The sequence below is a fragment of the Sporolactobacillus spathodeae genome (genome assembly GCF_016908935.1).
GTDB classification, from domain to species: domain Bacteria; phylum Bacillota; class Bacilli; order Bacillales; family Sporolactobacillaceae; genus Sporolactobacillus; species Sporolactobacillus spathodeae.
This window is the reverse complement of record NZ_JAFBEV010000001.1, coordinates 33118-58017: the sequence shown is the minus strand read 5'-3', so window position 1 is coordinate 58017 and position 24900 is coordinate 33118. Positions and strand designations below refer to the sequence as shown.

Below are 24900 nucleotides of genomic sequence, written 5' to 3'. Positions count from 1 at the left end.
AGGGGCCAATTACTTGCCTGCCTATGCTTTTTATTATAGCAGATCAGCAAAGCGAACCCGAGCCTGACACAATGTGCTTGTGACATTATTAAAGAAAGGACTGAATAAATACGATGCTTGATCGAAAGTTTCTTGTCCTGCCACTGCTTTTCATGGTTCTTTTTTCCTCTCCATCCTTAACTTCTGCAAAAGAGGATTGGCAAGATGCTTCAAGTCGTAAGGCACTCTACCTGAAAACAGCTGCAATCACTGGCGTTCCATGGACGCTTATTGCTGGATGCGATCAATATGCGCATAATATTGCCGCACTCAGGATTGGCGACGCACGCCGTGACACCTATCTGGATACACCGTTTCATCCGATCGAATGGACCGGCATTCCTGCTCCAGACGCTCAAAATAAGAACGCGTTGCTTCTGTCTTTCTTTGGCGGTACAGGTAGGGACGGAAATGGAGACGGGCTAGCCGAACGAGCCAATCCAGAGGATCGTCTTTTTTCAATCGCCGAAAAAATCGCCGAAGCTGGCCCTGGCGAGCAAAATCATCGAATCGGACTTTGGCAGATTTATCATCGCGGCAAAGCGGTTGAGATGATCGAGACTTACGCCGCTATTTTTGCCGCGTTCAATACTGTCGATTTATCGGGGCATTGCTTTCCACTACCACTAGGCGCCAATTATGATTATGAATCCACGTGGGGTGCGCGGCGCGGCTGGGGCGGACTGCGAATACATGAGGGCACAGACCTGTTTGCCAATTATGGAACGCCAGTGTTTGCTTCTGCCTACGGTGTCATTGAAATGATCGGATGGAATAAATACGGCGGCTGGCGAATTGGTCTTCGCGATATTGAGGGCAATTATCATTATTACGCACACTTAAATGGTTATGCGCCGCGCATACATCGCGGTACCGTTACTGCGCCAGGCGAAACGATCGGTTACGTCGGTAGTTCAGGATACGGACCGAGGGGAACGATGGGTAAGTTTCCGCCACATCTACATTACGGTTTCTACAAAGATAATGGCCGCACAGAGTTTTCCATTGATCCCTATCCCTATCTCCGTGCTTGGGAGCGCCAGACACTGCAAAAAAAGAAGCAGACAAGCCGTATTTATTAATTTCCAAGACGTATCATCCACTGGAGAAGGTTCCGAGCATTGTAAGCTGATATACTTTTAATGGACAACGAAAGGGATGCCTCACGGTCGACAAATCGACTCATGAGGCATCTTATTTGAGTTATTTGGTTTGCCCAGATTTTTTCTGCGGATTATCGAGCGAGATCGACGGGGACAGGCTGCTGCCCCCCGAGCTGTAATAATAAGGCACATTGAGCGGGAGAATTTTTGAGCCGAGTAAGAGATGCTGGCTGATCGTTTCCGATTTCATAGCGAAGGGAACGATCACATTAACTCTGACTTTTACGTCGAGATAAATCATAAAAATCACATTGTTAATCCCGACATTTTTATAGCTCCAACGCACGTCTGTCTTCACATTACTGACAACATCCATCTCAACAGGTATCCGCGGCCCGTAATTACTAAGCAGCGCGTTATTGAGTACCTGGCCAAGTGGAATATCAGCAACCACTGCTTCGCCTTTCGGATGTTTGTGAAACGCCAGATCCTCCACAGGACCGTTCGTCATCGAAATTTGGCCTTTTTCCGTGGCACGCAGAAACCATAGGATGCGATTGCTAATGATTCCTTTGACTTGATTGACGGCCTGGGGGTCAGGCGAATAATCAATAACCTGTTTCTTGCTATTCAAGTTTGTAACAATGAGTTTATTCATATTGATTTTCGGATACGGATTGGGATCGGTTTTGCCTGAGAGATTCGTCAGCACGTCTTCACCCTGCCCGTAGTTTATCGCATAATTACCCAGTTGCTCCGCCTGAGTCAGCGCGATAGCAATTACAGCCGGCTTCATCTGTTCATTAATGGTCCACAGTCCAATCGCAGTAAACAGCGCAAATAAAACGACTGTGATAAGTATTACCCGTTTGAAAGGCATCGTTCGGCGTCTCAAGCGTCTATCCGGCTTAAACATGACAACCCCCCTCGTCTCATCTATATGCGTAAACAAAGGGGGTTAAAAGTATTTTTATCTTCTTTTTCTCAGGCACTCACCGGTGCATTTGAAGCAGCGCGTCACGACCCGTCATTCCTGGATAGACACCGACTCTCTCTGCTTCATGGGTGATTTCCGCAAGCGGGGCGCTCAGCAAATCGGCGAGCGTGCGGACGCCCTGCGCCTTGCCCGCGATTATCGCGCGATCTGAAAGTTTCTCATTTAACAGACGGACATCCAGCGCGCCACACATAATATAGCCCTTATCCCCTGCCACTGCCAGCAAAGTGGTCTTTGGCAGAAGCACTGTGACACCTTTAAATAAATGTCCGTTAATCTCAATTGGTTCCAATGTGATCAAAACATCCGCCTCCTTATTGCTCATCTTATGGGCGGATGCTGTATCCTGTGACAAAGTTATTTTAGAATCACTTGGAAAGAAAATGGTGTTCGGTTGCGAGCACTCTATCGTTTTATCGATTGCTGTATTTGCCAAGCGAGCAGATCACGGAGTGTTTCAGGCAGAAAGAACTGCTGTTTGGCGCGAACGATCGGCGGCAAAAAATGGCCAAGTGTGAACATATCAATGGTACCCAGTGTATAGCGCCGCTCAGGAATTAGAGGAGCGCCACTGACGGTAACCTCGCTGATCAACAGGCGTCCGTCTTGAAACGCCGTGTGATAGTCTAAATGGCTGAATACGAGTTTGCCGAGCATTTTACCACGGAAACCAAACCCTTTAAGTTCATAAGTTTGAAAATTCCGGTCAAGTCCCCGCTCAATTATTTCAATCAGTTCCTCGCCAGTGACCGTCACTTTGCACGGATTGATCGGATGTGGGCAGATACGATGAATCATATAACGCGTCACATCCCCTGCCGGAAGTCCGTTGAGAATAACGCCTGCATTGACAAGTCCGATTTCAGCGTCGCACCAACGACGCAGTGCCTCGGCCATCGATGTGGTAATTTCACAATCCCTGAACCAATCGGCCGGCAGCGCATGATCCAACTGGGCGATTTTCTGCTGCATTCGACTGATGCCTAAATCGTTCAGTTCACGAAGCATCTGATCAGTCTCTGGATCAGCTGGTTCGCGCAAAGTGACCAAGTCCGCGCCTTTATAAACCACCTCTCTCGAATCTGGATCGAAGTCAATCGTGACGTGACCGACATATTTGCCCCATTTTCCGGCCTGAGCAATCAGTGTTTGATCGATGGTTTTCCCTTGTTCGAGCACATGATGAGTATGCGCCCCAATGATCACATCAATGCCGGTTATTTCTTCAGCCACATGTTCGTCAAACGGCAAACCAACGTGCGACATGAGGAGCAAAACATCGACGCGATCCCTCAATTCTTTCACAAGCGGCTTCAACGTTTCATAAGGATCATGAATATCCCAGCCAAGTAACTCGTAAAATTTCGGGAAGGCTGCAGTCAGCCCGATTATGCCGACTTTGACGCCTTTCATATCCTTGATAATGTATGGCTGGCACCAATCTGGGCGCGAGCCGTCTAACTGAAAGAGATTGGCTAATATGATTTTGAATTTCTTTTCCTTGTAGGCCGCGTCAAGCTGTTCTTTAGTAAAAGTAATCCCTTCATTATTTCCGATCGTTGTAAAATCGTAGCCTGCTGCATTGAGCAAACGCACATTGCCCTTTCCGAGCAAGCCTTCCGTCATCGGATTGACGCGATCCATGTGATCACCTAGATCCACTGTCAGATACGGCTCACCGTTACGATCCAAGTGTTCTCTTTCAATATGTAAATAGCTGATTAAACTGCCCCAATGTTCAAAATGGCTGTGCCAATCATTCGTGTGAAAAAAATGAAGCGTAATCAAATAGATGTCCCCCACTGCTTGTTGCACCCAGCTCAAGCGAACACTTGCCGAATGCAACCATTATCCACTATATTGTAGCCCTGCACGAATCGACCGGCAAGCTGCAAGCGACTGATGAATCGTATTCTTATCGAAGCATTGCCTTATTATCAGAACAACAACATTAAATCGAAAATATTGCTAATAAAAAAATTCTATTTTGAGATTCTCTGTTTCACAGATTACGATCAATCCGTTAATATATACTTATTCATATATGAAAGGTGTGATTTGATTTGTCAGAAAAACCCGCATTCATTCCGCGACCGCTCGTCCGTACGAATCAATGGGTCATCGTATTAAGTGTAGTAGCGTCACTGGTAACTCAAACGTATTGGTTTTTGCTTTTGCCGCTTCTCTCAGGTCTTTCCGGCCTCTTTTTCCGCTATAATCCCGTGATGAAAGTTGCAAAAAAATTTTTACGAAAACCTTTCTCTGCATATACCCCTGAAGATCCAGCGGATCAGCGGTTCAATCAAACCATTGCTGTTTCGCTTCTGTTTATCAGCTTTTTCAGTTTTCTTATTGGCTGGCATCTAGTAGCTATTATCACGGCACTTCTCGTAGGTACAGCTGCTTTTGTTGCGATACTCGGCTTTTGTGTCGGCTGTTTTATTCACTATCAATGGACGCAATATCGTTACAGGCAATCCGTTGCCAAAAAGTGAACGCAAGAGTAAGTGACCGCTCCTATTTCACTCAAAATTATATACATGCTTAAGATAAACTTGGCTACGCCAAGTCTTTTTTTGCAAAAATCGCGCTACGGCTGCTCGCTTACCGCGGGCGCCGCGCGTCTCCTCAGACAAGCTGGAATCGGCGGGCTTCGTGGGCACACTATTCCCGCTGACGCTTGCGTTACCTATTCACTCAAAATTATATTTATGCTAAAAAAACTCCCTGAACTGCTTCAGTTCAGGGAGTTTCAGTGATTGGGCGAATCAGCCAATCGATCCTTCCATATTGAATTTAATCAAGCGGTTCATCTCTACTGCATATTCCATTGGTAACTCCTTGGTAAAGGGTTCGATGAAGCCCATGACGATCATTTCGGTCGCTTCCTGCTCGGTCAATCCACGGCTCATCAGATAAAAGAGCTGTTCTTCTGAAACCTTGGAGACTTTAGCCTCATGCTCCAGAGAAATATCTTTATTCAAAACTTCATTATATGGAATCGTATCAGATGTCGATTGTGCATCCATAATCAACGTGTCGCATTCGATATGGGCACGCGAGTTCTTCGCTTTTTTACTGAAATGCACTTTACCGCGATAAGTGACATTCCCACCATTTTTCGCTATCGATTTCGAAATGATTGTTGACGACGTGTTAGGGGCTAGATGAATCATTTTCGAACCGGTATCCTGATTCTGTCCACGCCCACCGATTGCAATCGACAGCGTATTGCCACGCGCACCTTCGCCTTTAAGCACAACCGATGGATACTTCATCGTCACCGCAGAACCGATATTGCCATCGACCCATTCCATTGTCGCATGCGCTTCGCAAATCGCACGTTGCGTGACCAGGTTGTATACATTATTTGCCCAGTTCTGAATCGTCGTGTAGCGACAATAAGCGTTTTTACGCACATAAATTTCAACAATTCCGCTGTGCAGCGAGCTGCTGGAATAAACTGGCGCCGTGCAGCCTTCGACATAATGGACCGAGGCGCCCTCATCGACGATAATCAGTGTCCGCTCGAACTGCCCCATACTTTCCGAGTTGATTCGGAAATAAGCCTGAAGCGGTGTCTTGCATTCCACACCCTTTGGAATGTAAACGAAGGAACCCCCTGACCAGCATGCCGCGTTCAAAGCAGAAAATTTATTATCAGCATAGGCAATCACTTTTCCGAAATATTCTCGAAACAGATCCTCATGCTTCTGAAGCGCCGTGTCCGTGTCGAGAAAAATCACGCCTTGTTTTTCAAGCTCATCTTTCATGCTATGATAGACGACTTCCGATTCGTATTGCGCAGACACGCCTGCCAGAAATTTACGCTCTGCTTCTGGAATACCGAGTTTATCAAAAGTGTCCTTGATTTCGTTCGGCACTTCATCCCAGGAGCGCCCCTGATTCTGCACTGGTTTAACGTAATAAGTCAAATCGTCGAACTGCAGTCCGCTGATATCGGCTCCCCATAGCGGCATTGGCCGTTTATAGAAATGTTCCAGACCCTTCAAACGGTAATCCAGCATCCATTCTGGCTCATTTTTCTTTTTGGAAATTTCACGGACAATCTCTTCAGTCAGACCACGCTTGGTCCGGAACACGGAAACGTCTTTTTCGCGGAAACCATATTTGTATTCATCAATTTCCGGTAAATGCTGTTCGGTTGCCATCGTAAATTCCTCCTTCTGAAAATTTTCTTGCGCAATTTATGTTTCAGTTATGGCTTTTCTTTTTGTTCCTCAATCGCTTCGCGTAGGCCTTTTTCCAACGCCTTCCACGGAAGCGTCGCACATTTGATCCGTGCCGGATACTGCGCAACGCCTTGCAGTGCTTCAGCATCGCCAAGATCGAGATCGTCTTCATGCTCACGTCCTTGAACCAATTCAGAGAAGTCATAAATTAATTCATGAGCCTGTTCAACGCTCAGCCCCTTGATAGCCTCCGTCATCATTGATGCCGAAGACTGACTGATCGCACAACCGCTACCTTCGTATTTAACAGCTGCTATTTTTCCATCTTCAATCTTCAGCGACACATGAATTTTATCGCCGCAGGACGGGTTGTTCATACTCACCGTCACGCTCTCCGGGTCGTCTAGTGTGCCGTGATTTCGCGGACTTTTATAATGATCCATGATGACCGACCGATAGAGCTGATCAAGATTATTAAAAGACATGACCAAAGAACTCCTTTGCGTGCTTAATCCCATTTGCCAAATACTCGATTTCTTCCATTGAGTTATAAAAATAGAAGCTAGCGCGGACCGTTGACTCGCACGCCAGTTGTTTCATTAGCGGCTGCGCGCAATGATGGCCCGCTCGAACGGCAATTCCTTCCATATCGAGCGCTGTTGAGACGTCGTGCGGATGGATCCCGTCAATATTGAAGGAAACAAGACCAGCCCGCGCTGCCGGACCATAAACCGTCACGCCTTTAATCTCCGATAACATCTTGTATGCCGCATCAGACAGTTTTTTTTCTTGCTCATGTATCGCTTCCATGCCAATCGCCGACAGATAATCAATTGCCGCGCCGAGTCCAATGGCACCGGCAATATGCGGCGTGCCAGCTTCCAATTTCCATGGCAGATCCGCCCAAGTCGCATGAAAAAGACCAACTTCATCGATCATTTCGCCGCCTGTTTCCATCGGCTCCATTGCTTCAAGCAACGCTTCCTTGCCATAAAGTACACCGATGCCCGTTGGTCCAATCATTTTATGACTGGAAAATGCGAAAAAGTCGCAATCGAGATCCTGGACATCTATCGGCTGATGGGGTGTACTCTGCGCCCCATCAACAACCATAATTGCGCCTTTATCATGAGCTATTTTCGCAATAGCTTTGACCGGATTGACCGTGCCGAGCACATTCGAAACATGGGTGCAGGAGACAATTTTCGTGCGATCCGTTATTGTCTTTTGGACATCGTCAAGATCAAGCGTACCGTCTGGCTGCATGGGAAAATATTTCAGAGTGGCTCCGGTCGCCTGCGCAACCTGCTGCCAAGGAATCAAATTGGCATGATGTTCCATCGGCGAAATGACAATCTCATCACCTTGGCCAAGCCGCGCGCGTCCGTAACTGTACGCGATCATATTTAGCGAATCCGTTGTGCCGCGTGTATAAATAATTTCCTTCGTGCTCTTCGCGTGAATGAAATGACGAATTTTTTCACGCGCTTCCTCGTAACGATTGGTCGCGACTGTGCCCAGTGTATGCACCCCGCGATGCACGTTGGAATTATAATTGTTATAGTAATCGACCAGTGTATCAATCACAGCTTTTGGTTTCTGCGAAGTCGCCGCATTGTCGAGGTAAACGAGTGGATGACCATTCACCTGCTGATTGAGGATCGGAAAATCTGCCCGTATCGCTTGAATGTCCATCAGCCAACCTTCCCTTCGATTAGTGCAGCCAGCTGAACCCTTACGCCTTCAATAGGTAAAAGATCAACAACAGGCTTGAGGAAGCCTTCGACAATCAATTTTTCAGCTTTTTCTTTCGGAATGCCTCGGCTCATTAAATAGTAGAGCTGATCCGGATCAACGCGTCCGACCGAAGCAGCATGACCGGCAATGACATCGTATTCGTCAATCAGCAAAATTGGATTCGCATCACCGCGCGCTTCATCGCTTAGCATCAGCACGCGCTGCGTCTGTTCCCCGTCCGCTTGCGACGCACCCCGTTCAATTTTCGTTCGCGCGTTGAAAATTGAATTGGCTGCGTCTTTTTGCGCCCCGCGGACAAGTAGGCGACTAACGGTCGCTTTGCCAATGTGACGGATGTAATTATCAAAATTCTGTTTCTGCGCGCCGCTGCCAATGCTGACGGCTTTCGTGTCACAAGCTGCGCCGTCACCTTCAAGCAACGTAGCGTTTTCGGAAAGAGTATTGCCATCATTCATCTGCCCAAGAGCCCATTGTAAGTTGCCATCTCTTGCAACTTTGGCGTGCCGGTTGACATACGTCACAATGTCCTTTGTAAAATGATCAACCGCCCCAAATTGCACACGTGCATTGGCGCCGACAGTCACTTCGCTAAGCAGATTAGCCGTGCCTTCGCCGACAGATGGAGCCGCTAAATAGTTTTCCACATAAGTGACTTGACTGTTTTCTTCCGCGGCGATGATTGTGTGTGCAACGAGTCCCGAAGATGGCGCATCCTGATAGTAAATACTCTGCACAGGCACAGTAACGGTCACATTTCTCGGCACATACAAAAAAGCGCCGCCATTGACTAGCGCGGCATGCAGCGCAGTCAACTTGTGTTGATTCATCGGTGTAACCTGAAAATAATATTTCTGCACGAGATCACTATGTTCTTTAATGGCCGTCGCCAGATCGGTAAAAATCACACCTTTGTCACGCAATTCTTGTGAAAGGCTACAGTAAACAGGTCGACTGTTGCGAACAACAAGCACATTGCCTGCTTTCTCATTCTTCCCGAGCAGCTTCTGCAGCTGTTCCGGAAGTTCTTCCAACGTCTGTACAGACGTTGCAGTTGTATCATAATTAAAATTGGTAAAATTCCAATCAGTAATTCGTGTTTTCTCTGGTTCGGGCAGCGCAAGTTTCTCCGCAAGCGCCAAAGCTTCAAGACGTTTTTCAGTAAACCATTTTGGTTCCTTACGCTGTTCCGCAAATTTTGTCAGATCTTCCTTATCAAATGGAAGACTTTGCACCTGAGTCAACATATTCTCCCTCCTATCCGACAGATTTCAGTTTAGGCTTCCACCGTTTCGTCATCTTTTATGCCAAGTTCGGCCTTCATGCCGTCGTAACCTTCCGCTTCCAGCTGAAGGGCTAATTCTGGACCGCCTGTTTTCACAATCCGTCCATTCATCATCACGTGTACCACGTCTGGTTTAATATAATTCAGCAGACGCTGGTAATGCGTAATAATTAAGCAACCAAAATTTTCTGATCGCATCGAATTGACCCCTTTAGCCACCCATTTCAAAGCATCGATATCGAGCCCGGAGTCAATTTCATCAAGAATAGCAAATTTCGGTTCAAGCATCATCAATTGCAGGATTTCATTGCGTTTTTTCTCGCCACCGGAAAAGCCTTCATTAACGTAACGTTCGGCAAATTTCTGATCCATCTCAAGCATATCCATCTTCTTATCCAATGTCTTGAGAAATTTCATTAAAGGAATTTCATTGCCTTCGCCGCGACGACCGTTAATCGCCGTCCGCAGGAATTCGGCATTGGTGACACCACTGACTTCGCTCGGGTATTGCATCGCCAGAAACATACCCGCACGAGCACGTTCGTCAACCGCCATATCGAGCAGATTGGCTCCCTCAAGCAACGCGCTTCCGCCGGTCACCTGATACTTTGGATGCCCCATGATCGCTGAAGCAACAGTAGATTTACCTGTGCCGTTCGGTCCCATCAACGCGTGAATTTCTCCGCCTTTAATAGTGAGGTCGAATCCCTTGACGATCGACTTACCTTCAACGGAGACATGCAGATCTTTTATTTTCAATTCCGGTACTGTCATCTCATTTACCTCCAATAAAAATTATCACTGCAACCTTTTGATAAAACAAAAGGTTTATTCTCATTCTATTCTCATTATTATCTTAAATCTTTTGTAAACAGTTGGCAACCACAAGCGCTTTGCCCTTGTTTTCCGATAAAGATGAGATTAAGTATCATTATAACGCTGTTTGAAAAAATTAGTAAGCAAAGGACATGCGTATCGTAAGCCCTTCATATTCTCATTAGCGCATACGGGTCAAAACGATATGGCGATTATCCTTATTCTTTCATATTGGCTTTTTTCAATCCCAATTCTTAAAAAATAAGGCGCTGTTAAAGTGCGCTTGCCGCGGGCGTACGGCAAGCCTCCTCGACCAGGCAATAATCTGCGGGGTCTCTCTGGCACGCTATTCCCGCAAGGCGCCAGAGCACCTCGCTGCATTTTTGTGCGAAAAACTTTCTTATCTCTTGAAAAAAAAAGCAAACCGTCCGTTGCCTGGAAGGCAGCGAACGATTTGCACAGGATTATCTGAGTCTATGAAGAGTAACGTTTATTTGACCGGCAGTACCGCGCCTTTATACTTCGAAAGAATGAAATCCTGAATGGTTTTCGAATGCAGTACTTGAACAAGTTCTTTGATTGCTTTTTTATTTTGATCGCCCTTACGCACAGCGATAATATTGGCATAAGGCGATTCTGCCCCTTCAAGAATCAACGCATCTTTTTTCGGATTCAAATGCGCCTGAAGTGCAAAGTTCGTATTGATTGCATACAAGTCTGCCTGGCTGTTTTCATAAGCCTTTGGCAAGATGGCTGGATCAATCGGTGTCAAAAATTTCAAGTGCTTAATATTATCAATATCTTTCAGTGTCGCCGAAACGCCATCGACACCTTTTTTAATTTTCACAAGGCCCTTGGATTGTAAGAGCAGAAGAATACGTCCCTGTTCTGCTTTATTATTGCTAATCTGAATCGTTGCGCCATCTTTAATCGCACGGACAGTTTTATATTTTTTTGAATAGATACCAAATGGTTCAATGTGAATTTTTCCAGCACTAACAAGATCTGTATGATGCTGCTTATTATAAAGATCAAGGTAAGGAATATGCTGAAAATAATTAGCGTCTAATTGTTTTGAAGCGAGCGCCTGGTTAGGCAGTACATAATCCTGGAACACTTTAACTTTCAGATCGATTCCCTTTTTCTTTAGCAATGGTGCCGCCTTTTTCAAAATTTCCGCATGTGGAACCGGGCTTGCACCGACCGTCAGTGTGACTGTTTTTTGAACGGATGTTTTATTGCTGGATGAAGTGTTTCCGCAAGCAGCTAACACAAAGACGAGTGCTGCAATAACGACTAATAAAATTGATTTTTTCATTTGTTTTCCCCCTAAATTTTTGATGTAAGATTTTAATTTAGCAACCATCTTTTTTTATCTCTTGTCAATCCATCGTGTTATTTGATCGCCGATGATCTGGATAATAAACACAATGAGAAGAATGATTAATGTGGCGATCACCGTAATACCGTTATTATTTGCCTCAAATCCTTCATTATAAGCGATGGTTCCCAGTCCACCGGCGCCGATGACGCCAGCCATCGCCGTATTGCTTATCAGCGCGATAAGTGTAACGGTCATTCCAGAGACAATTGCCGGCAATGCTTCCGGAAAAAACACTTTATAAACAATCTGCCAGCGACTCGCGCCCATTGATTGTGCTGCCTCAATCACCCCTTTGTCGACTTCGCGCAGACCAATTTCAACGAGTCGCGCATAAAAGGGCGCCGATCCAATAATGATCGCCGGCAATGCCGCTGTGCTACCAATCATGGTTCGTAAAATAAGAACAGTTAGTGGAATGAGCAAAATAATTAATATGATGAACGGAATCGAACGAAAAACATTGACAAATGAAGCTGTCAAGCGATATATCAAACGATTTTCATAAAGACCATTCTTCGCTGTCAGAAAAAGAACAAAACCAAGTAATAATCCGAATAAAAAGGTGAACACCGCGGATACCAGTGTCATATACAAGGTTTCACCAGTTGAAACAAGCATCGCTGACCAATCGATATTCAAAATAAGTGCATTCATCCGTTCAACACCTCGATCAGGACGTCTTTGGCGCGAAGTGCTGCAACAGCATGCTGAATCGCTTCATTGTCAGCGCCCGTCTCAAGCACTATCGATCCGCCGTCGTCTCCGAATGTTTCTGCCTGCACAATTCTTCCAAATAATTGTTCGGACCGTGCCAATTCAGTGATGATGGCACGCTGAGCCGTGCTTGATCGAAACACTGCGCGCAAAAGCACATGTTTTGGCTTCCTTATCTGTTCTAAAGGCAAACCTGTTTTTCCGACAAATTCGCGAGTGATTTCTTGTTTCGGGTGGCCGAATACCTCAGACACTGCGCCCGATTCAACAATGATCCCTTTGTCTAGAACGGCTACGCGATGACAGGTACTACTAATGACCTTCATCTCATGCGTAATAATCACAATTGTAATACCAAGTTTGCGGTTAATTTCCCGTAACAATTGAAGAATCGACTCGGTCGTCTTCGGATCGAGCGCAGATGTTGCTTCATCGCAAAGAAGTATTTTCGGCCGGCTTGCGAGCGCACGTGCGATGCCAACCCGCTGCTTCTGACCCCCACTCAGTTGAGACGGATAGGCTTTGCCACGTCCCTCCAAACCGACGAGCGCAAGTAATTCGGAAACACGGGCATCACGCGCCTTATGGTGCACTCCTGCTAGTTCTAGCGGAAGTGCTATGTTTTGAGCAACATTTCGTGACCAGAGCAAGTTAAAATGCTGAAATATCATGCCAATTTGTTTCCGCGCGTCACGAAGCTCCCGTTCGCCAAGTTGCAGCATATCGCGATTGTCAACGATTAACCGGCCCTTGGACGGACGCTCGAGCAAGTTAATGAGACGGATTAATGTACTTTTTCCCGCGCCGCTGTACCCGATAATACCGAAAATTTCACCGTTTTGGATGGTTAAGTTGATATTTTCCAACGCTATAACCGATCCATCCTTTGTTTCATACGTCTTCCCAACTTCAATTAATTCGATCAAAACGTTACCTCACTCTCCTGTGCTATTGTTCAGTTTTATATAAAACTTATCACATTCGTTTAATGTGATTTAAAATAGAACTGAACACTTTATATCCCCCCTTTCTATGAATTGTTTTCTGGCAATAAAAAAGCCCTCGCATAAGAGAGGGTGGGTGAATATTAGCCTCTCTTATCTCTCAGAATAAATTCTGAAGGATTTAGCACCTTTCCGGATAAAGAATCCAGGGGTTGCCGGGCATCATTGGGCCAGTCCCTCCGCCACTCTTGATAAGAGTAAATCTCGCTTATGCAATTGATCAAAGGTTATCATGACCTAAAAAAAGTGTCAAAGCTTTTTTTGGATAGCCAGCTAAAAATGCGTTCTTGAAAAGCACATAAAAGTTAATCATTTCTCTTATAAAGTGCGTGGGAAGATGCGCGGCGCCTACAGGAAGTGATTACTATGATAAATGCGAACGAAGGTTATCTGATAAAAAAAATCAATCACGCTCCTAAAAGGAAAAGTGATTGATTGACCGCTTCTATGGTTTGATGAAAAATTCATTAGGAAAGGCATTGCTAGGAAAGTAATGGGTTGGTATTTCTTTCGATATTTCTGCGATCCATAGGGATATTTTGCACCGCGTCTACAGAAATCTTTTCTTGCATTTAATGTGCCCTTGCCGCTTGAATGTCTAACTGTAGTTTGTCCAGCTTTTCCACGGAAGGCAGCTTTGCTGCATCCAAATGAATCAAATGTTTTGGCGATAGTTGACGGGCTTGGGCTAACGTCAAAGACGCCCCTTTCTGAATTGCTTTTTGGTAAAGCAGGTACCGCCCCACTGGCAAATCAAGTGCCTCTGCCTTGTTTCTCGAAGCCATCGTGGTCAACATCCATTCTGCATGAGACGGTACGCCCTGAAGCTTTGGACGCATCGCATGATCAAAATCGCGGATAAGGTGTTGCGAGAGCCGTTTCTTTTGCAATTTCGTCAGATTGCCTGAAAAAGAAATAGTCATCAAATAATCAAGCTTGTTTTGCTTCAACCCGTGTGCTTCTGCTTTGTTTACCCATTCAGAACTGAACTTGCCAAACGAAACGGCACGCGAGATTTTCATGCCGAACGCATTCATGTTGCGGCCGTTACGTACAGAAATCACTCGAGCTTCACTATCAATACCAGTCTCGATCGGCGCATCCAATCCGATTGTGACATACGCTGCAATCCGTTGTTCTGGTTCGCTACCACTTTGTGGATTGAGACTGAGACAAAAAACCGACACACCAACGGCAAGAATTGTTGCAAAAAGATGCTTGAGTGAAAGCCGCACAAGATCTGCCTTGACGATAAGCGCGCCAACTGGTGAATGCACGTTTCGTTTTAATTTCACCGACCGAAAGCCGCCGTCTTGGGTCAGAATAACTGCTTGTCGTCCTTTTTTTGATACAAGGACTCCCTCATGCTCCAGTTTCCTCCCCACCTTTCACGCGTTAAAGAGCCGTTTCCATCTCCGGTTCAATATACGACATCAATGCGCTGAAGCCGCCGATATAAATCAAGGCGAGCGCTATTATATACTTTCGATTCCGTTCAATCGTTTTGCGGCTACAAGCGACAAATTGCAATAATTCTTTTATCGGCAGTTGTTTCTTTTTCTTTAAAAACCGGACGAGTTCCGGGTGTTCAACCAATCTTTTGGCTGCAATTTTTGCGTTTTCACGCGCATCCGCGTGTTTCGGGCAATGATGGCTCAGCACATCGAATGTGATGCCATAATTAAGCAATAATTCCTGGTAGCTTGAAATCTGCTCCATCCGTTCATTAATCCTGCATTTTTCCTCATAATAATCAATTGCTGCCTGCTGTTCAACGTAACTCTCATCCGTATTATTTTCCACATCCGTATTCACTTGATCCAGATAAATATGCCGAACCTGACGCGTTTCTTTACGGATAAAATCAATAATCCGACGACGGATCACCATATCGGCAAAGGTCAGAAACTTGCTGCCCTGGCCTTTCTGATACTGGTTAATGGCTTCGTTGAACGCGACCAATCCAATGCTGAACTCATCCATCGTCTGATCGATAAAACGATTGCATACTTTCGAAACCACTTTTTTTATAAAAGGTTGATAAGATTCAATAATCATATTTCTCAAGGATTCATCACCCTGTTGTACTCTGAAGATATTCGTTTCAAGCGGCAGATTAAAGATCCCGCCCATAGCAAGCTGATTTGCGTTGATCATTTTTTGATTCACCTCTCGCATTTTTGCTGAGAATTGTCTTGGACCGGTCGTTCCGGCTGACAGGCTTTTTGCTTTGCTGTGCCGCAGAACATCTACGGCATCTCTGAACGCTTTCTGAAACTAACATAACATGTCCGGATCACACATTTGTTTAATGTCAAATATTTTTGTTAATGTATGGATAATCTTGATATTTTTATGGGAAAGCCTGCATTTCTGAACCTAAGCTTGACTCATTTATACCATGCCGGACCAACGAATTGAAAGAGACAATCCGGTAACAAAAAGATGACATCTTGTCATAAATGGAAGCGAGCCGCGAACGGACGCTGTGTTTGCATGTGGCGAATCATCGATTAATAATTTCTGGAAAATGAGCAGGGTGAAATACAATTCAGGAGGAAAGTCACAAACTTTTTTATGCGATTCATTAAGATGGGGTAAAAATCAGAAAAACTTGGCATAGCCAAGTCCTTTTTCAACAATTGCACTTCGGTTGCCCGCTGCATTTTTGTGCAAAAATCTTTCTTATCTAACTAGAAAAACCGTTTCCTGCGATCAAAAAGCAATCGCGGGAGACGGTTTGTGTTTTTTCACAGTCGGATTGTCCCGTGTTAGGCGTTTTCGCCAATCATCTGATTATAGGCTTCAGCCGTCAGCAAATCGCTGAAATCAAACTGATCAGCCTCCAATTCAATCATCCAAGCTTGATCGTACGGCGATTCATTAACTAATTCTGGTGAATCTTCCAAATCCGTATTCGTTGCACTGACTGTTCCGGCAACTGGAGCATAAAGTTCCGATACGGTTTTCACCGATTCCACACTGCCGAAGGAATCGCCAGCTTCGAGCGTTTCACCGATTTCAGGAAGTTCAACAAAAACAATATCACCGAGTTCCTTCTGTGCAAACGCTGTAATGCCTATTTGAACTTTGCCTTCCTCTGTTTTTTTGACCCATTCATGATCTTTTGAATAAAATAGTTCTTCCGGTACGCCCAACTTCATTGCCTCCATTCAAATGATCGGCATCGTGCCGCCGTTGTTGCTAATTCCCAGCATTATTATTATAGCTTAAATTATTCTCTGCGTATTAATTTTTAGATGTCTTTCTTCCCCAAGATTTTTCAAAAATGGCTTCGTCAAATCCAACAGTCACAAGCCCATCCGCTACTGCAAGCGGACGTTTTAGCAACATGCCGTCTTCCGCCAGCCAATCGAGCCACTTCTCCTCCGGTTCAACTTTTAATTTGTTCTTAATGTCTTTATCACGGTAATGTTTGCCGCTTGTATTAAAAAATTTTTTCAAAGGCAAGCCGCTTGCTCGCTGAAATTGCCGCAGTTCTTCTTTCGTTGGCGGATTATCAGCGATTTGAATCTCGTCGTAGGCGATTTTCTTGGCATCAAGCCATTTTTTTGCTTTTTTGCATGTCCCGCAAGTCGGATAACAATATATTTTCAACATGAATTGTTATGCCCCCATTTATTCATTTCTACAATTCAGGATAGCGAACGAATACCATTCAAGCAAGTGAAAAGTCGAGCCGTGAAAACCGATTACACCAAATAATTTTAACAGGCACGGACATAATACGAAAGACCACCATCTTAAACTTAAGGCTTTGTTAAAGTCTGCTGTTGTTTTTATGCGTTTATTGCCATGTGTTCGCTTGCCGCGGGCGTACCGCGAGCCTCCTCGGGCAGGCAAAGGTCTGCGGGGTCTCGCAAGCATGCTGTTCCCGCTGGCGTCTCACACATTGCCCTTTGGTCAGAAAAACAACATTGAATTTAAACAGAGCTAAACTTAAAAACAGGAGTGTGAGCAAGATGCAGCAACAAGGTGGACAAATGCCAATCGTTTCTCCGCAACCGCCGGATATTCTTACGAACAAAGACTTGCTTTATATCCAGGACATGCTTTCCTGGAATCTTGATGCGATTAAAAAAGCGCATCATTTCGCATCCGTCTGCCAAGACCGCGATGTCATCCAGGCAATGAATCGGGTCTGCCAATTGCATATTCGCCACTATCAGAGCATTCTTGACCATCTGGGCAAGCATGCGCAAACCGTTAATCAATCAGGAGGTGTGGTGTCATGATGCAGCAACCGGTTCAAGTCACGCCGATACAAAACACGGAAACACAGATTCAGAAAACACCCCAGCTAAACGACCGAGATTACCTGAATGACATGCTTTTAACCGAAAAATACATGTGTGTTTCCTATGTCCATGCGCTTCAGGAAGCAAGTCATCAAGCACTCTATCAAGACATTAAGGCCATTTTCGACCAAGAAGCCGACCTGCAGCGTGATCTCTATAATGTGATGTTTAATAAAGGTTGGTATAAGCTCGAATCTCAGGAGCCACAGAAAATTGTTCAAACCCAGCAACAATTCAAGCAGTACGCTGAGCAGCAGTTCCCTCAATAAACCATTCAGACAATTGATAAGAACCGTTTAAAAGAGAAGCATCGGCGCAAAGAATCGTTAGCGATTTTTGTGTGCCGATGCTTTTTTGTGTTTTCTTTATAACCTTGTTACTATTCTTTCAGCTTCGTCGGATTTTTTTCCCATTAATCTGGTAACATCATGTAATTGCCCGTCCCACCCCTCCAGCAATCTCATAATCTCGAAGATTATGACCACAAGGAGGGAGTTACACCATGTACAAAAAAATTCTTGCACTAACCTTGGCCGGATCCCTGGCAATTCCATTTGCCTTCGGCCACCAAGCAGATGCAGCATCCCAGTCCCGGCCTTCACAAATCACGATTGCCGATTGGCTCAATCCGATGAAGCTAAAGGATGAGCAAAGCTCCAAATTGAGCGAAATTCTTAAGAGTCTCGGCATCTCGATTGATTTCAATCAGCTGTTGGCAAGCAATTCACCTGCCGCCACAGCGAAGAAAGCAACAGCAGACAATACCAAGGTGAACTGTCCAACAGCGGCAAAACAGAAGAACAATGCTCAGGCAGCAAGTGCCGCTCCGAAAGCTGTCCAACCGGCAGCTTCGTCGCCAGCAAAGCCGGCGGCCAAACCATCCGGTTCATCATCATCGGCAGCTAAGCCGGCTAACCCGCCTGCATCCAACAGTCAAATGAACGCTTTTGAAAACCAGGTCGTCACGCTAACCAATCAACAGCGTGTCAAAGCGGGATTGAAACCATTGAAAGCAGATAATGCAACACTTTCTCGAATGGCTCGTGACAAGTCAGCAGATATGCGTGATAAGAACTATTTTGATCATCAATCGCCGACATTCGGATCACCGTTTGACATGATGAAAAAATACGGAATCAGCTATTCATATGCTGGTGAAAATATTGCAGCTGGACAAAAAACACCTGAAGACGTCGTCAATGGCTGGATGAACAGTCCCGGACACCGTGCCAATATCCTTAATCCGAATTTCACAACAATCGGAGTTGGCTACGTTAGCGGTGGTTCTTATGGCTCCTACTGGACCCAGGAATTCATCGGAAAATAAATCATTGTGATCATTGAACGGCATCTGCCTTTTTGAGGCGAGATGCCGTTTTTTACTATCCTTTTTTGAAACCACAAAACTGTCATTCTTCAAAAAACACGCGCATATTCTGACGTTTCAGATACCCACCCACTATTCATTTACACCTAAATAGGTCTCATGATCTCTCTCCGGTGACGGACACTTTTGCCCATCTCGAATAGACTGTAACAGGGAGAAAATATGCCGGAGATGATGTCATTGATGGGCGATAGGCCTTTATATGTCGCGTTAGGGGATTCGCTGACAGTCGGTATTGGTGCCACATTCTTTCAGCCGAATTTTGTCAAACTTTATCAGCACAGTATCGAGTATTATTTTCGCCAACCTGTAGAGCGACTCAGTTTTGCTAAAAATGGAGCAACATCGGAACAGATTTTGGAACAATTATTACATCCAGAAACTACCCATGCTGTGGCAAATGCCTCATTCATCACATTGACCGCAGGCGGCAACGACATGCTCCACGCAAGCAGAAAATGGCTGAAAACAGGCAATCAAGCCGAACTTTCCGAGTCGATTCAGAGCTGTGTCGCAACGATTGAAGAAATTTTGTGGACTATTTTTGAGATTCATGCGAGTAATCCTCAAAAATTTTGCGTACGCGTACTCAATTTATACAATCCGATGCCACAAATCCGTGAGACGTATTTTTGGTTGGAACAATATAATAAACAGCTCGCTTCGCTGGAGCGAGCACCCGATGTCAAAATTGCTGATGTCTACCATGCCTTTCTCGGCAACGAGCCCATGCTGCTCACGCTTGATCATACCCATCCGAATCCGCTCGGCTATCGGATTATGGCCGATACTGCGGTTCACCTTGGTTTTGAGCCAGTCAGTTGACATACCCTATCAATCCGCTACAAGCCTTGACGCATGGTCAGGGCTTGTTTCATGCGGTCCACTTCGGTGGTGTATCTTTTCCCCAATAAATCCTTTTCAAGGGATGATGCTTTTGAAAATGATCCGCAATTGTATGATAGTGAAAATCAAACCAGAAACCATCCTGAGGTGGATGATCGCGTCGTACATGTAGCTTGAGCAATTCCTGACCGCTTTCTCTCTGATAAACATGAAGAATACGTTCGCCCATGCCGGATGCCGGTTCATGCGTCACCGCTAACTGACCAACCCATGTCGCATCGTGTCCGCTACTTATTTGTTTAATGGCGGGTAAAAAAGCAGGGACAATTTCATTGACATATTGATCGCCGATTTTTGTGCGAATCCGCGCACCAAATTTTTGCAATCCCTGTTCGCGCAGTTCACGAGATACATAGATTGAAAACAAAAGAATCAGCTGTCGTTGGTTTGCCAGATCCGACTGATCGACCTCTGACCAAGCTGGCGATTGCGCCTCGTTGGTTCGCTCTTTTTTCAGACCGGGGGCTTGTTCTTTTTCACTTTGAAAATTTCCCTTGTCGCTCGGCCTTTCGACCGTATGTGACGGCATAAATGGCAAGGCAACGCCTAATGTTAGGATAGCTGCCAATGTCATTAATGACTTGCGTAGAAAGACGGGTATCACAAAGTCACCTCCCGGATTTTCAGAATCATTGAAGCTTTTCCGAAGCAATATGCGAATAAGCGTGATTATTCGCTCTCTATTTTTGAGTATAACAGATATTCTGTCGAATTCATTTGTTTTTTTGTTAAAATGAAATTTTTCAGAAAAGATGGTCTAGCCTGTCCTTTTCGTCATTAATGCACTCTGGACACTCGCTTGCCGCGGACGCACCGCGAGCATCTTCGAACAGACAATAATCTGTGAGGCCCGTGACACGCTGTTCCTGCAAGGCACCAGCGCAGCTCGCTGCATTTTTGTGCGAAAATCTTTCTTATCTCTTGAAAAAAGATGCCTCGTAGGCAAAATGGCCATTGAGACATCCTTTTCTGATTATTTTTTTATACATCATCGAAGTTAAAATCATCATCCGTGAGGGGTTCAATATTCAGCGGCACAACATAATCTCCTTTTGTTGAGAAGAAGTCGTGATTGATTGTACCCGTGTCGATTCCATTCAACACAGTCTGGCTCACCGGATCGTGCGCATATTTATCGTCACGTCCAAGATTCTGTAAGGCGCGATTGGCGTTGTAATACACATAATCCATGACCTCTTTAACAAGATGAATTTTTGTGTATATTTTGGTTGTGTAGGTTTCCTCGATCGCAACCAGTTGATCGAGCAAAGTATACATTTCCCGATCCGCTGTCTGTTGCTGCTCATCGGTCAGTTCCTCACGGAAGAGACGCTGGGCAACCATTCCGGTGAAACTACCGTGAATGGATTCATCCTGAATGATTTTGCGGATAATTTCACCGCTCGCAATCATCCGCCCCTGACCTGACAAGAAAACCGGGTAAAAGAAGCCGCTGTAAAACGAGAAGCTTTCAAGAAAAACCGAGGCGACCATTGCCATATACCGTTTAAATGGTGTGACATTTTCCTTTTTATCGTAGAGCTGATTATACCAATACGAAATCATCCGGTACTTCTCCTGAAGTTCCGGCTGCTGATCCACCCAATCATTTAAGTAATAATTCGTCTTAGATGAAGAGATGAGCGTCGAAAAAATATGCGAATAGGATTTAGCATGGATATGTTCCATCATTCCCATCCAAGCGAATACTGCCTGTTCATGCATATTATCATGGTGGATCGCAATCAGCGGCATACCGTTATCGCCTTGTTCGCGGTCAAGACCTGTCAATCCCGACAATACCTCGACATATGCGGTCTGCTCCTCTTCGCTCATTGCGTCCCAATCTGACAGATCACGTGAGACTTTGAACGCTTCTTCTGTCCAGAATTGGTTGATATTTTGTTTCCAATAAACCTTAGCAATTTGATTATCGTTTGAATTCCAGTTAATTGCCTTCATTATTCGCCCGCCTTGCCATCTTATTCGATTCTTTTATTTGTTCTGTTTTGTTTTTGAGAAAAGCTGGGCACTAGAATGCCCATTACTTCTTTTGTATTAAATGTACTCCGGTTGCTCGCTTGCCGCGGGCGCTTGAATGCCTGGGTTTTTTAATTATTCTTTCTTATCTATCATGATCGAATTGCTAATGCCGTCAGACGGAACAAGCTGTGCATTCCTCGGGAGAAAGCAGCTGCGTCCGTGTATAATAGAGCGATTTCAGTCCTTTTTTATGAGCGTAAACGTAGAGTCTAGCCAGTTGACGCGTGCTTGTCATGCTGTCGACATACAAAATTGTCGAAATGCCCTGATCGACGTGTTGCTGAATTTCTGCAATCATATCAACGACACGATACTGATTGGTCTGATACGCTGATTTATAATACCACATCGTTTGCGGCGATAGGAAAGGCATCGGATAAATGGTTTCACTGTTGCCATATTTGCGCCGTTCAATCACATTGACAACCGGCATCACTGAACTGGTCGCGTTCTGCACATAACTGATCGATTGCGTCGGCGCAATCGCCAGCCGATATGCATTGTACAGACCGTGGCGCTGCACTTTTTCCTTCAGCAGAGCCCAATCGGCTGTTGTCGGAATTTCAATGCCTGCAAATAGACTTTTTACCGTATCCGTCTGCGGCGCAAAATCTACGACTTCATAATTTTTGAAATAAGACCCATCAGCGTAATCCGATTTCTCAAATCCCTTAAATGATTCGCCGCGATCCTTTGCGATCAGCATCGATTTCTCAAGCGAATAAAAATTCATGAGCATAAAGAAGGTGCGCGCAAAGTCACGAGCTTCCGCCGACTCATAGGCCATTTGATTCTTAGCCAGATAACCGTTCAGGTTCATCGCGCCAAGACCGACTGAATGCAGTTCGCGGTTGGCAAGCTTAACGCCTGGCGCATTTGCAATCTCCGTCATTTCGCTGACCTGTGTCAACGCCTCGATACCACTGTGAACAGAGTCTTGAATTTTGCCGCTTTCCATGACGTTGACAATATTCAGCGAACCGAGAATGCAGGAGACGTCTCTGCGAATCGTATCTGGCTGATCATAATCCGTGATCGTCGACGTCTCCTGAAGCTGAAAGATTTCCGTACAGAGATTTGACATCTTCACTTGACCGAGCGCATGAAGTGGATGATTTCTATTGGCATTGTCCTTATAGAAAATATATGGATAACCAGACTGCATCTGCATTTGTGCGATCAAGTTGAGGAATTCGCGTGCATCAGCCTGCTTCTTTTTCACTGCCGGATTGTTGACGAGTTCGTCATACATTTGATCCATATCCATGTCATCAAGATGACGCCCGTATGCTTTATAGACGGTATACGGCGCAAACATATAGAAGGGTTTTCCCTCCTCTGCCAATTCAAAAAATTTGCCCGGCACAATCAATCCGATAGAAAGCGTCGAGAGGCGTATATCCTCATCGGCATTTTCCTTCTTCGTATCAAGGAATTCCGGTGCATCCCAATGGAAGATATTCAGATAGGCTGCGCCGGCACCCGGACGTTGTCCTAACTGATCCGCATAAGCAAAACCAAGCTGCAATTTGCGCGCAACTGGGACCACGCCCTTGGCTACACCCTCAACACCTTTGATCGCCTCACCGCGCGCGCGGATTTTGGACAGGTTCAGTGCAACACCGCCGCCGATTTTTGATAATTGCTGCGATGTACTTTCTATGTAGTTAATCGAGTTCAGCGAATCATCAGCTTCAATCAGAAAACAGGAGACCATTTCGCCCCGGCGCGCTTTGCCTGCATTCAGGAATGTCGGTGTTGCCGGCTGATAGCGCTGTTCCATCATCGCCTGCATAAAATGCACAGCCTTCTCAAAACTGCCGCCGGCAAGAAACAGTGCGGCAATCGACACCCGCTGATCATAATTCTCCAAATACTTTTTCTTATCATTTGTTTTCAGCGCATAATCCCGGTAGAACTTGCTGGCAGCCATAAACGATTGAAAGCGGAATTGGTAGGCTGCTGCCATCACGTGTAGTTTTTCAGCAGCGTCCTCGCTGTATTGCTGAAAAAGATCATAGTAGTAGTTATTATCGACAAGGAAATGCAAGCGCGCCAGAATCGTTGGAAAATTGACTGTTTTCTCCCGCACTTCTTCTATAAATAAACGGATCGCTTCTTGATCCTTCTCTAATTGATAAAAACCGTCCGTGCCTCGTGTCAGCACTTCATTATTTAATTCAATATATGACTTTGACTTGGTTGCTTCGTTCGTCAAATACTTTCACCCTTTCTCGAAATTTGATCACGTCTTCTTCGGTGCCACCGAGCTCAAACTTGTAGAGAATCGGGACATGATACTCTAAAGCGATCGTGTCGGCAGCGTGTGCGAAATTTTTTCCCCAATTCCGATTGCCGCTAGCGGCAACAGCCGCAAGCTGTGTTCCATTTTTTCGTAAGAAATAGTGAACCGATTCTGGAGCTTCGCCGAAACCGATTGTATTCGTGACCAGAATAAATGGTTCGCTGACCAAGTCAACAGATTCGATTGGCTGATGGTCAAGTCCAGTTTTCGCTAAAAAGCGACGGACATTGCCAGTCATTGTCTCATAAAGGATGAGCATCAAATCGCCTCCTTCTTTTTATTCACCTGTACCTGTGGTATGGGCGTTTGTTTCTACAACCCTGATCCACGCAAATTTCAGAAGCGAGGTGTCGCCCGCGCCCCCTATCGCTACAGAAAAGATTCTATTTTCCCTAATAAAAAATATTTCGCTGTTTCTTTCGAACGGATAACAAACGGGGGAAACACAATATATTGTTTTATGCAATTAAGTTTAGCACAATATATAGATTGAGTCTATGGAATTGTTTCTTGAGGCACTTGATAGTTTATGACAAAAAATGATTTCTTTCAACATACATTACCGGCTAAAAACAAAGGCCTATCCGCAAAATCCAGGGATTATCGGCCGGATTCGCGGCATACGCCTTTATTTCGAAATTGAAATTTTT

The 24900-nt window shown here is 45.2% G+C and carries 25 protein-coding genes and 1 riboswitch; of the genes, 6 read left to right on the top strand and 19 right to left on the bottom strand.

The features are described from left to right. Nucleotides 1-113: 113 nt before the first annotated feature. On the top strand, nucleotides 114-1121 hold the full coding sequence (locus tag JOC27_RS00235; RefSeq protein ID WP_205004981.1) for a M23 family metallopeptidase: 1008 nt from the start codon (nucleotides 114-116) through the stop codon (nucleotides 1119-1121). A 121-nt stretch (nucleotides 1122-1242) separates the two neighbouring features. Here JOC27_RS00235 and yunB read toward each other — a convergent pair whose 3' ends face one another. From yunB to JOC27_RS00220, 3 genes are all read right to left on the bottom strand, one after another. Then, nucleotides 1243-2058: a sporulation protein YunB gene (gene yunB / locus JOC27_RS00230; RefSeq protein ID WP_205004980.1), complete on the bottom strand. Its 816-nt coding sequence runs from the start codon at nucleotides 2056-2058 to the stop codon at nucleotides 1243-1245. A 76-nt stretch (nucleotides 2059-2134) separates the two neighbouring features. Then, a complete protein-coding gene (locus tag JOC27_RS00225; protein ID WP_205004979.1) occupies nucleotides 2135-2440 on the bottom strand; it encodes a YunC family protein in 306 nt (101 codons plus the stop codon). A gap of 104 nt (nucleotides 2441-2544) precedes the next feature. Continuing rightward, nucleotides 2545-3942 (bottom strand): bifunctional metallophosphatase/5'-nucleotidase, encoded by a 1398-nt coding sequence (locus tag JOC27_RS00220; protein ID WP_338062744.1) that lies wholly within the window; start codon nucleotides 3940-3942, stop codon nucleotides 2545-2547. A gap of 260 nt (nucleotides 3943-4202) precedes the next feature. On the opposite strand from JOC27_RS00220, the gene JOC27_RS00215 reads away from it, so the two are divergent. Further along, entirely contained in the window at nucleotides 4203-4634 is a 432-nt protein-coding gene (locus tag JOC27_RS00215; protein WP_205004978.1) for a DUF4395 domain-containing protein, read from the top strand. 273 nt (nucleotides 4635-4907) lie between these two features. Here JOC27_RS00215 and sufB read toward each other — a convergent pair whose 3' ends face one another. From sufB to JOC27_RS00155, 12 genes are all read right to left on the bottom strand, one after another. Beyond that, on the bottom strand, nucleotides 4908-6311 hold the full coding sequence (gene sufB, locus JOC27_RS00210) for a Fe-S cluster assembly protein SufB (protein WP_205004977.1): 1404 nt from the start codon (nucleotides 6309-6311) through the stop codon (nucleotides 4908-4910). Between the two features lie 47 nt (nucleotides 6312-6358). Further along, nucleotides 6359-6817 (bottom strand): Fe-S cluster assembly sulfur transfer protein SufU, encoded by a 459-nt coding sequence (sufU, locus tag JOC27_RS00205; RefSeq protein WP_205004976.1) that lies wholly within the window; start codon nucleotides 6815-6817, stop codon nucleotides 6359-6361. After that, nucleotides 6807-8027 carry a cysteine desulfurase gene (locus JOC27_RS00200; RefSeq protein ID WP_205004975.1) on the bottom strand — a complete coding sequence of 407 codons (1221 nt, stop codon included), beginning with the start codon at nucleotides 8025-8027 and terminating at the stop codon, nucleotides 6807-6809. The genes sufU and JOC27_RS00200 overlap by 11 nt, the downstream gene beginning before the upstream one ends. Further along, nucleotides 8027-9334: a Fe-S cluster assembly protein SufD gene (sufD, locus tag JOC27_RS00195; protein ID WP_205004974.1), complete on the bottom strand. Its 1308-nt coding sequence runs from the start codon at nucleotides 9332-9334 to the stop codon at nucleotides 8027-8029. Before sufD ends, JOC27_RS00200 begins: the two co-directional genes overlap by 1 nt. Nucleotides 9335-9363: 29 nt before the next feature. Beyond that, nucleotides 9364-10146 (bottom strand): Fe-S cluster assembly ATPase SufC, encoded by a 783-nt coding sequence (gene sufC / locus JOC27_RS00190; protein ID WP_205004973.1) that lies wholly within the window; start codon nucleotides 10144-10146, stop codon nucleotides 9364-9366. 532 nt (nucleotides 10147-10678) lie between these two features. Next, entirely contained in the window at nucleotides 10679-11506 is an 828-nt protein-coding gene (locus JOC27_RS00185) for a MetQ/NlpA family ABC transporter substrate-binding protein (protein WP_205004972.1), read from the bottom strand. A 54-nt stretch (nucleotides 11507-11560) separates the two neighbouring features. Continuing rightward, complete coding sequence (locus tag JOC27_RS00180) at nucleotides 11561-12226, bottom strand: methionine ABC transporter permease (protein ID WP_205004971.1); 666 nt, start codon at nucleotides 12224-12226, stop codon at nucleotides 11561-11563. Next, entirely contained in the window at nucleotides 12223-13212 is a 990-nt protein-coding gene (locus tag JOC27_RS00175) for a methionine ABC transporter ATP-binding protein (protein WP_205004970.1), read from the bottom strand. The genes JOC27_RS00180 and JOC27_RS00175 overlap by 4 nt, the downstream gene beginning before the upstream one ends. Nucleotides 13213-13380: 168 nt before the next feature. After that, nucleotides 13381-13488, bottom strand: a riboswitch (SAM riboswitch). A 374-nt stretch (nucleotides 13489-13862) separates the two neighbouring features. Beyond that, entirely contained in the window at nucleotides 13863-14585 is a 723-nt protein-coding gene (locus JOC27_RS00170; protein ID WP_205004969.1) for a hypothetical protein, read from the bottom strand. Nucleotides 14586-14685: 100 nt separating this feature from the next. Next, nucleotides 14686-15447, bottom strand: coding sequence for an RNA polymerase sigma-I factor (gene sigI / locus JOC27_RS00165; protein WP_239529233.1), 762 nt, complete (start codon nucleotides 15445-15447; stop codon nucleotides 14686-14688). A 614-nt stretch (nucleotides 15448-16061) separates the two neighbouring features. Continuing rightward, nucleotides 16062-16448, bottom strand: a complete 387-nt coding sequence (gene gcvH / locus JOC27_RS00160; RefSeq protein WP_205004968.1) for a glycine cleavage system protein GcvH — start codon at nucleotides 16446-16448, stop codon at nucleotides 16062-16064. A gap of 91 nt (nucleotides 16449-16539) precedes the next feature. Further along, nucleotides 16540-16911, bottom strand: coding sequence for a Spx/MgsR family RNA polymerase-binding regulatory protein (locus JOC27_RS00155; protein ID WP_205004967.1), 372 nt, complete (start codon nucleotides 16909-16911; stop codon nucleotides 16540-16542). Between the two features lie 362 nt (nucleotides 16912-17273). On the opposite strand from JOC27_RS00155, the gene JOC27_RS00150 reads away from it, so the two are divergent. The 4 genes from JOC27_RS00150 (at nucleotide 17274) to JOC27_RS00135 (ending at nucleotide 19821) form a co-directional block, all read left to right on the top strand. Beyond that, nucleotides 17274-17546 (top strand): hypothetical protein, encoded by a 273-nt coding sequence (locus JOC27_RS00150; RefSeq protein WP_205004966.1) that lies wholly within the window; start codon nucleotides 17274-17276, stop codon nucleotides 17544-17546. Beyond that, nucleotides 17543-17878 carry a spore coat protein gene (locus tag JOC27_RS00145; protein WP_205004965.1) on the top strand — a complete coding sequence of 112 codons (336 nt, stop codon included), beginning with the start codon at nucleotides 17543-17545 and terminating at the stop codon, nucleotides 17876-17878. The genes JOC27_RS00150 and JOC27_RS00145 overlap by 4 nt, the downstream gene beginning before the upstream one ends. A 233-nt stretch (nucleotides 17879-18111) precedes the next feature. Then, the gene (locus tag JOC27_RS00140) at nucleotides 18112-18936 is read left to right on the top strand and encodes a CAP domain-containing protein (RefSeq protein WP_205004964.1); all 825 of its coding nucleotides are present in this window, start codon (nucleotides 18112-18114) and stop codon (nucleotides 18934-18936) included. Between the two features lie 231 nt (nucleotides 18937-19167). Continuing rightward, nucleotides 19168-19821, top strand: a complete 654-nt coding sequence (locus JOC27_RS00135; RefSeq protein ID WP_239529231.1) for a GDSL-type esterase/lipase family protein — start codon at nucleotides 19168-19170, stop codon at nucleotides 19819-19821. A 49-nt stretch (nucleotides 19822-19870) separates the two neighbouring features. On the opposite strand, the gene JOC27_RS00130 is transcribed toward JOC27_RS00135, so the two are convergent. The 4 genes from JOC27_RS00130 to nrdI all read right to left on the bottom strand — a co-directional run bounded on the left by JOC27_RS00130 (nucleotide 19871) and on the right by nrdI (nucleotide 24509). Next, on the bottom strand, nucleotides 19871-20506 hold the full coding sequence (locus JOC27_RS00130; protein WP_205004963.1) for a YpjP family protein: 636 nt from the start codon (nucleotides 20504-20506) through the stop codon (nucleotides 19871-19873). A 377-nt stretch (nucleotides 20507-20883) separates the two neighbouring features. Further along, entirely contained in the window at nucleotides 20884-21864 is a 981-nt protein-coding gene (gene nrdF / locus JOC27_RS00125) for a class 1b ribonucleoside-diphosphate reductase subunit beta (protein ID WP_205004962.1), read from the bottom strand. Nucleotides 21865-22057: 193 nt separating this feature from the next. After that, entirely contained in the window at nucleotides 22058-24163 is a 2106-nt protein-coding gene (nrdE, locus tag JOC27_RS00120; protein WP_205004961.1) for a class 1b ribonucleoside-diphosphate reductase subunit alpha, read from the bottom strand. Beyond that, a complete protein-coding gene (gene nrdI / locus JOC27_RS00115) occupies nucleotides 24126-24509 on the bottom strand; it encodes a class Ib ribonucleoside-diphosphate reductase assembly flavoprotein NrdI (RefSeq protein WP_205004960.1) in 384 nt (127 codons plus the stop codon). The genes nrdE and nrdI overlap by 38 nt, the downstream gene beginning before the upstream one ends. Nucleotides 24510-24900: the final 391 nt, after the last annotated feature.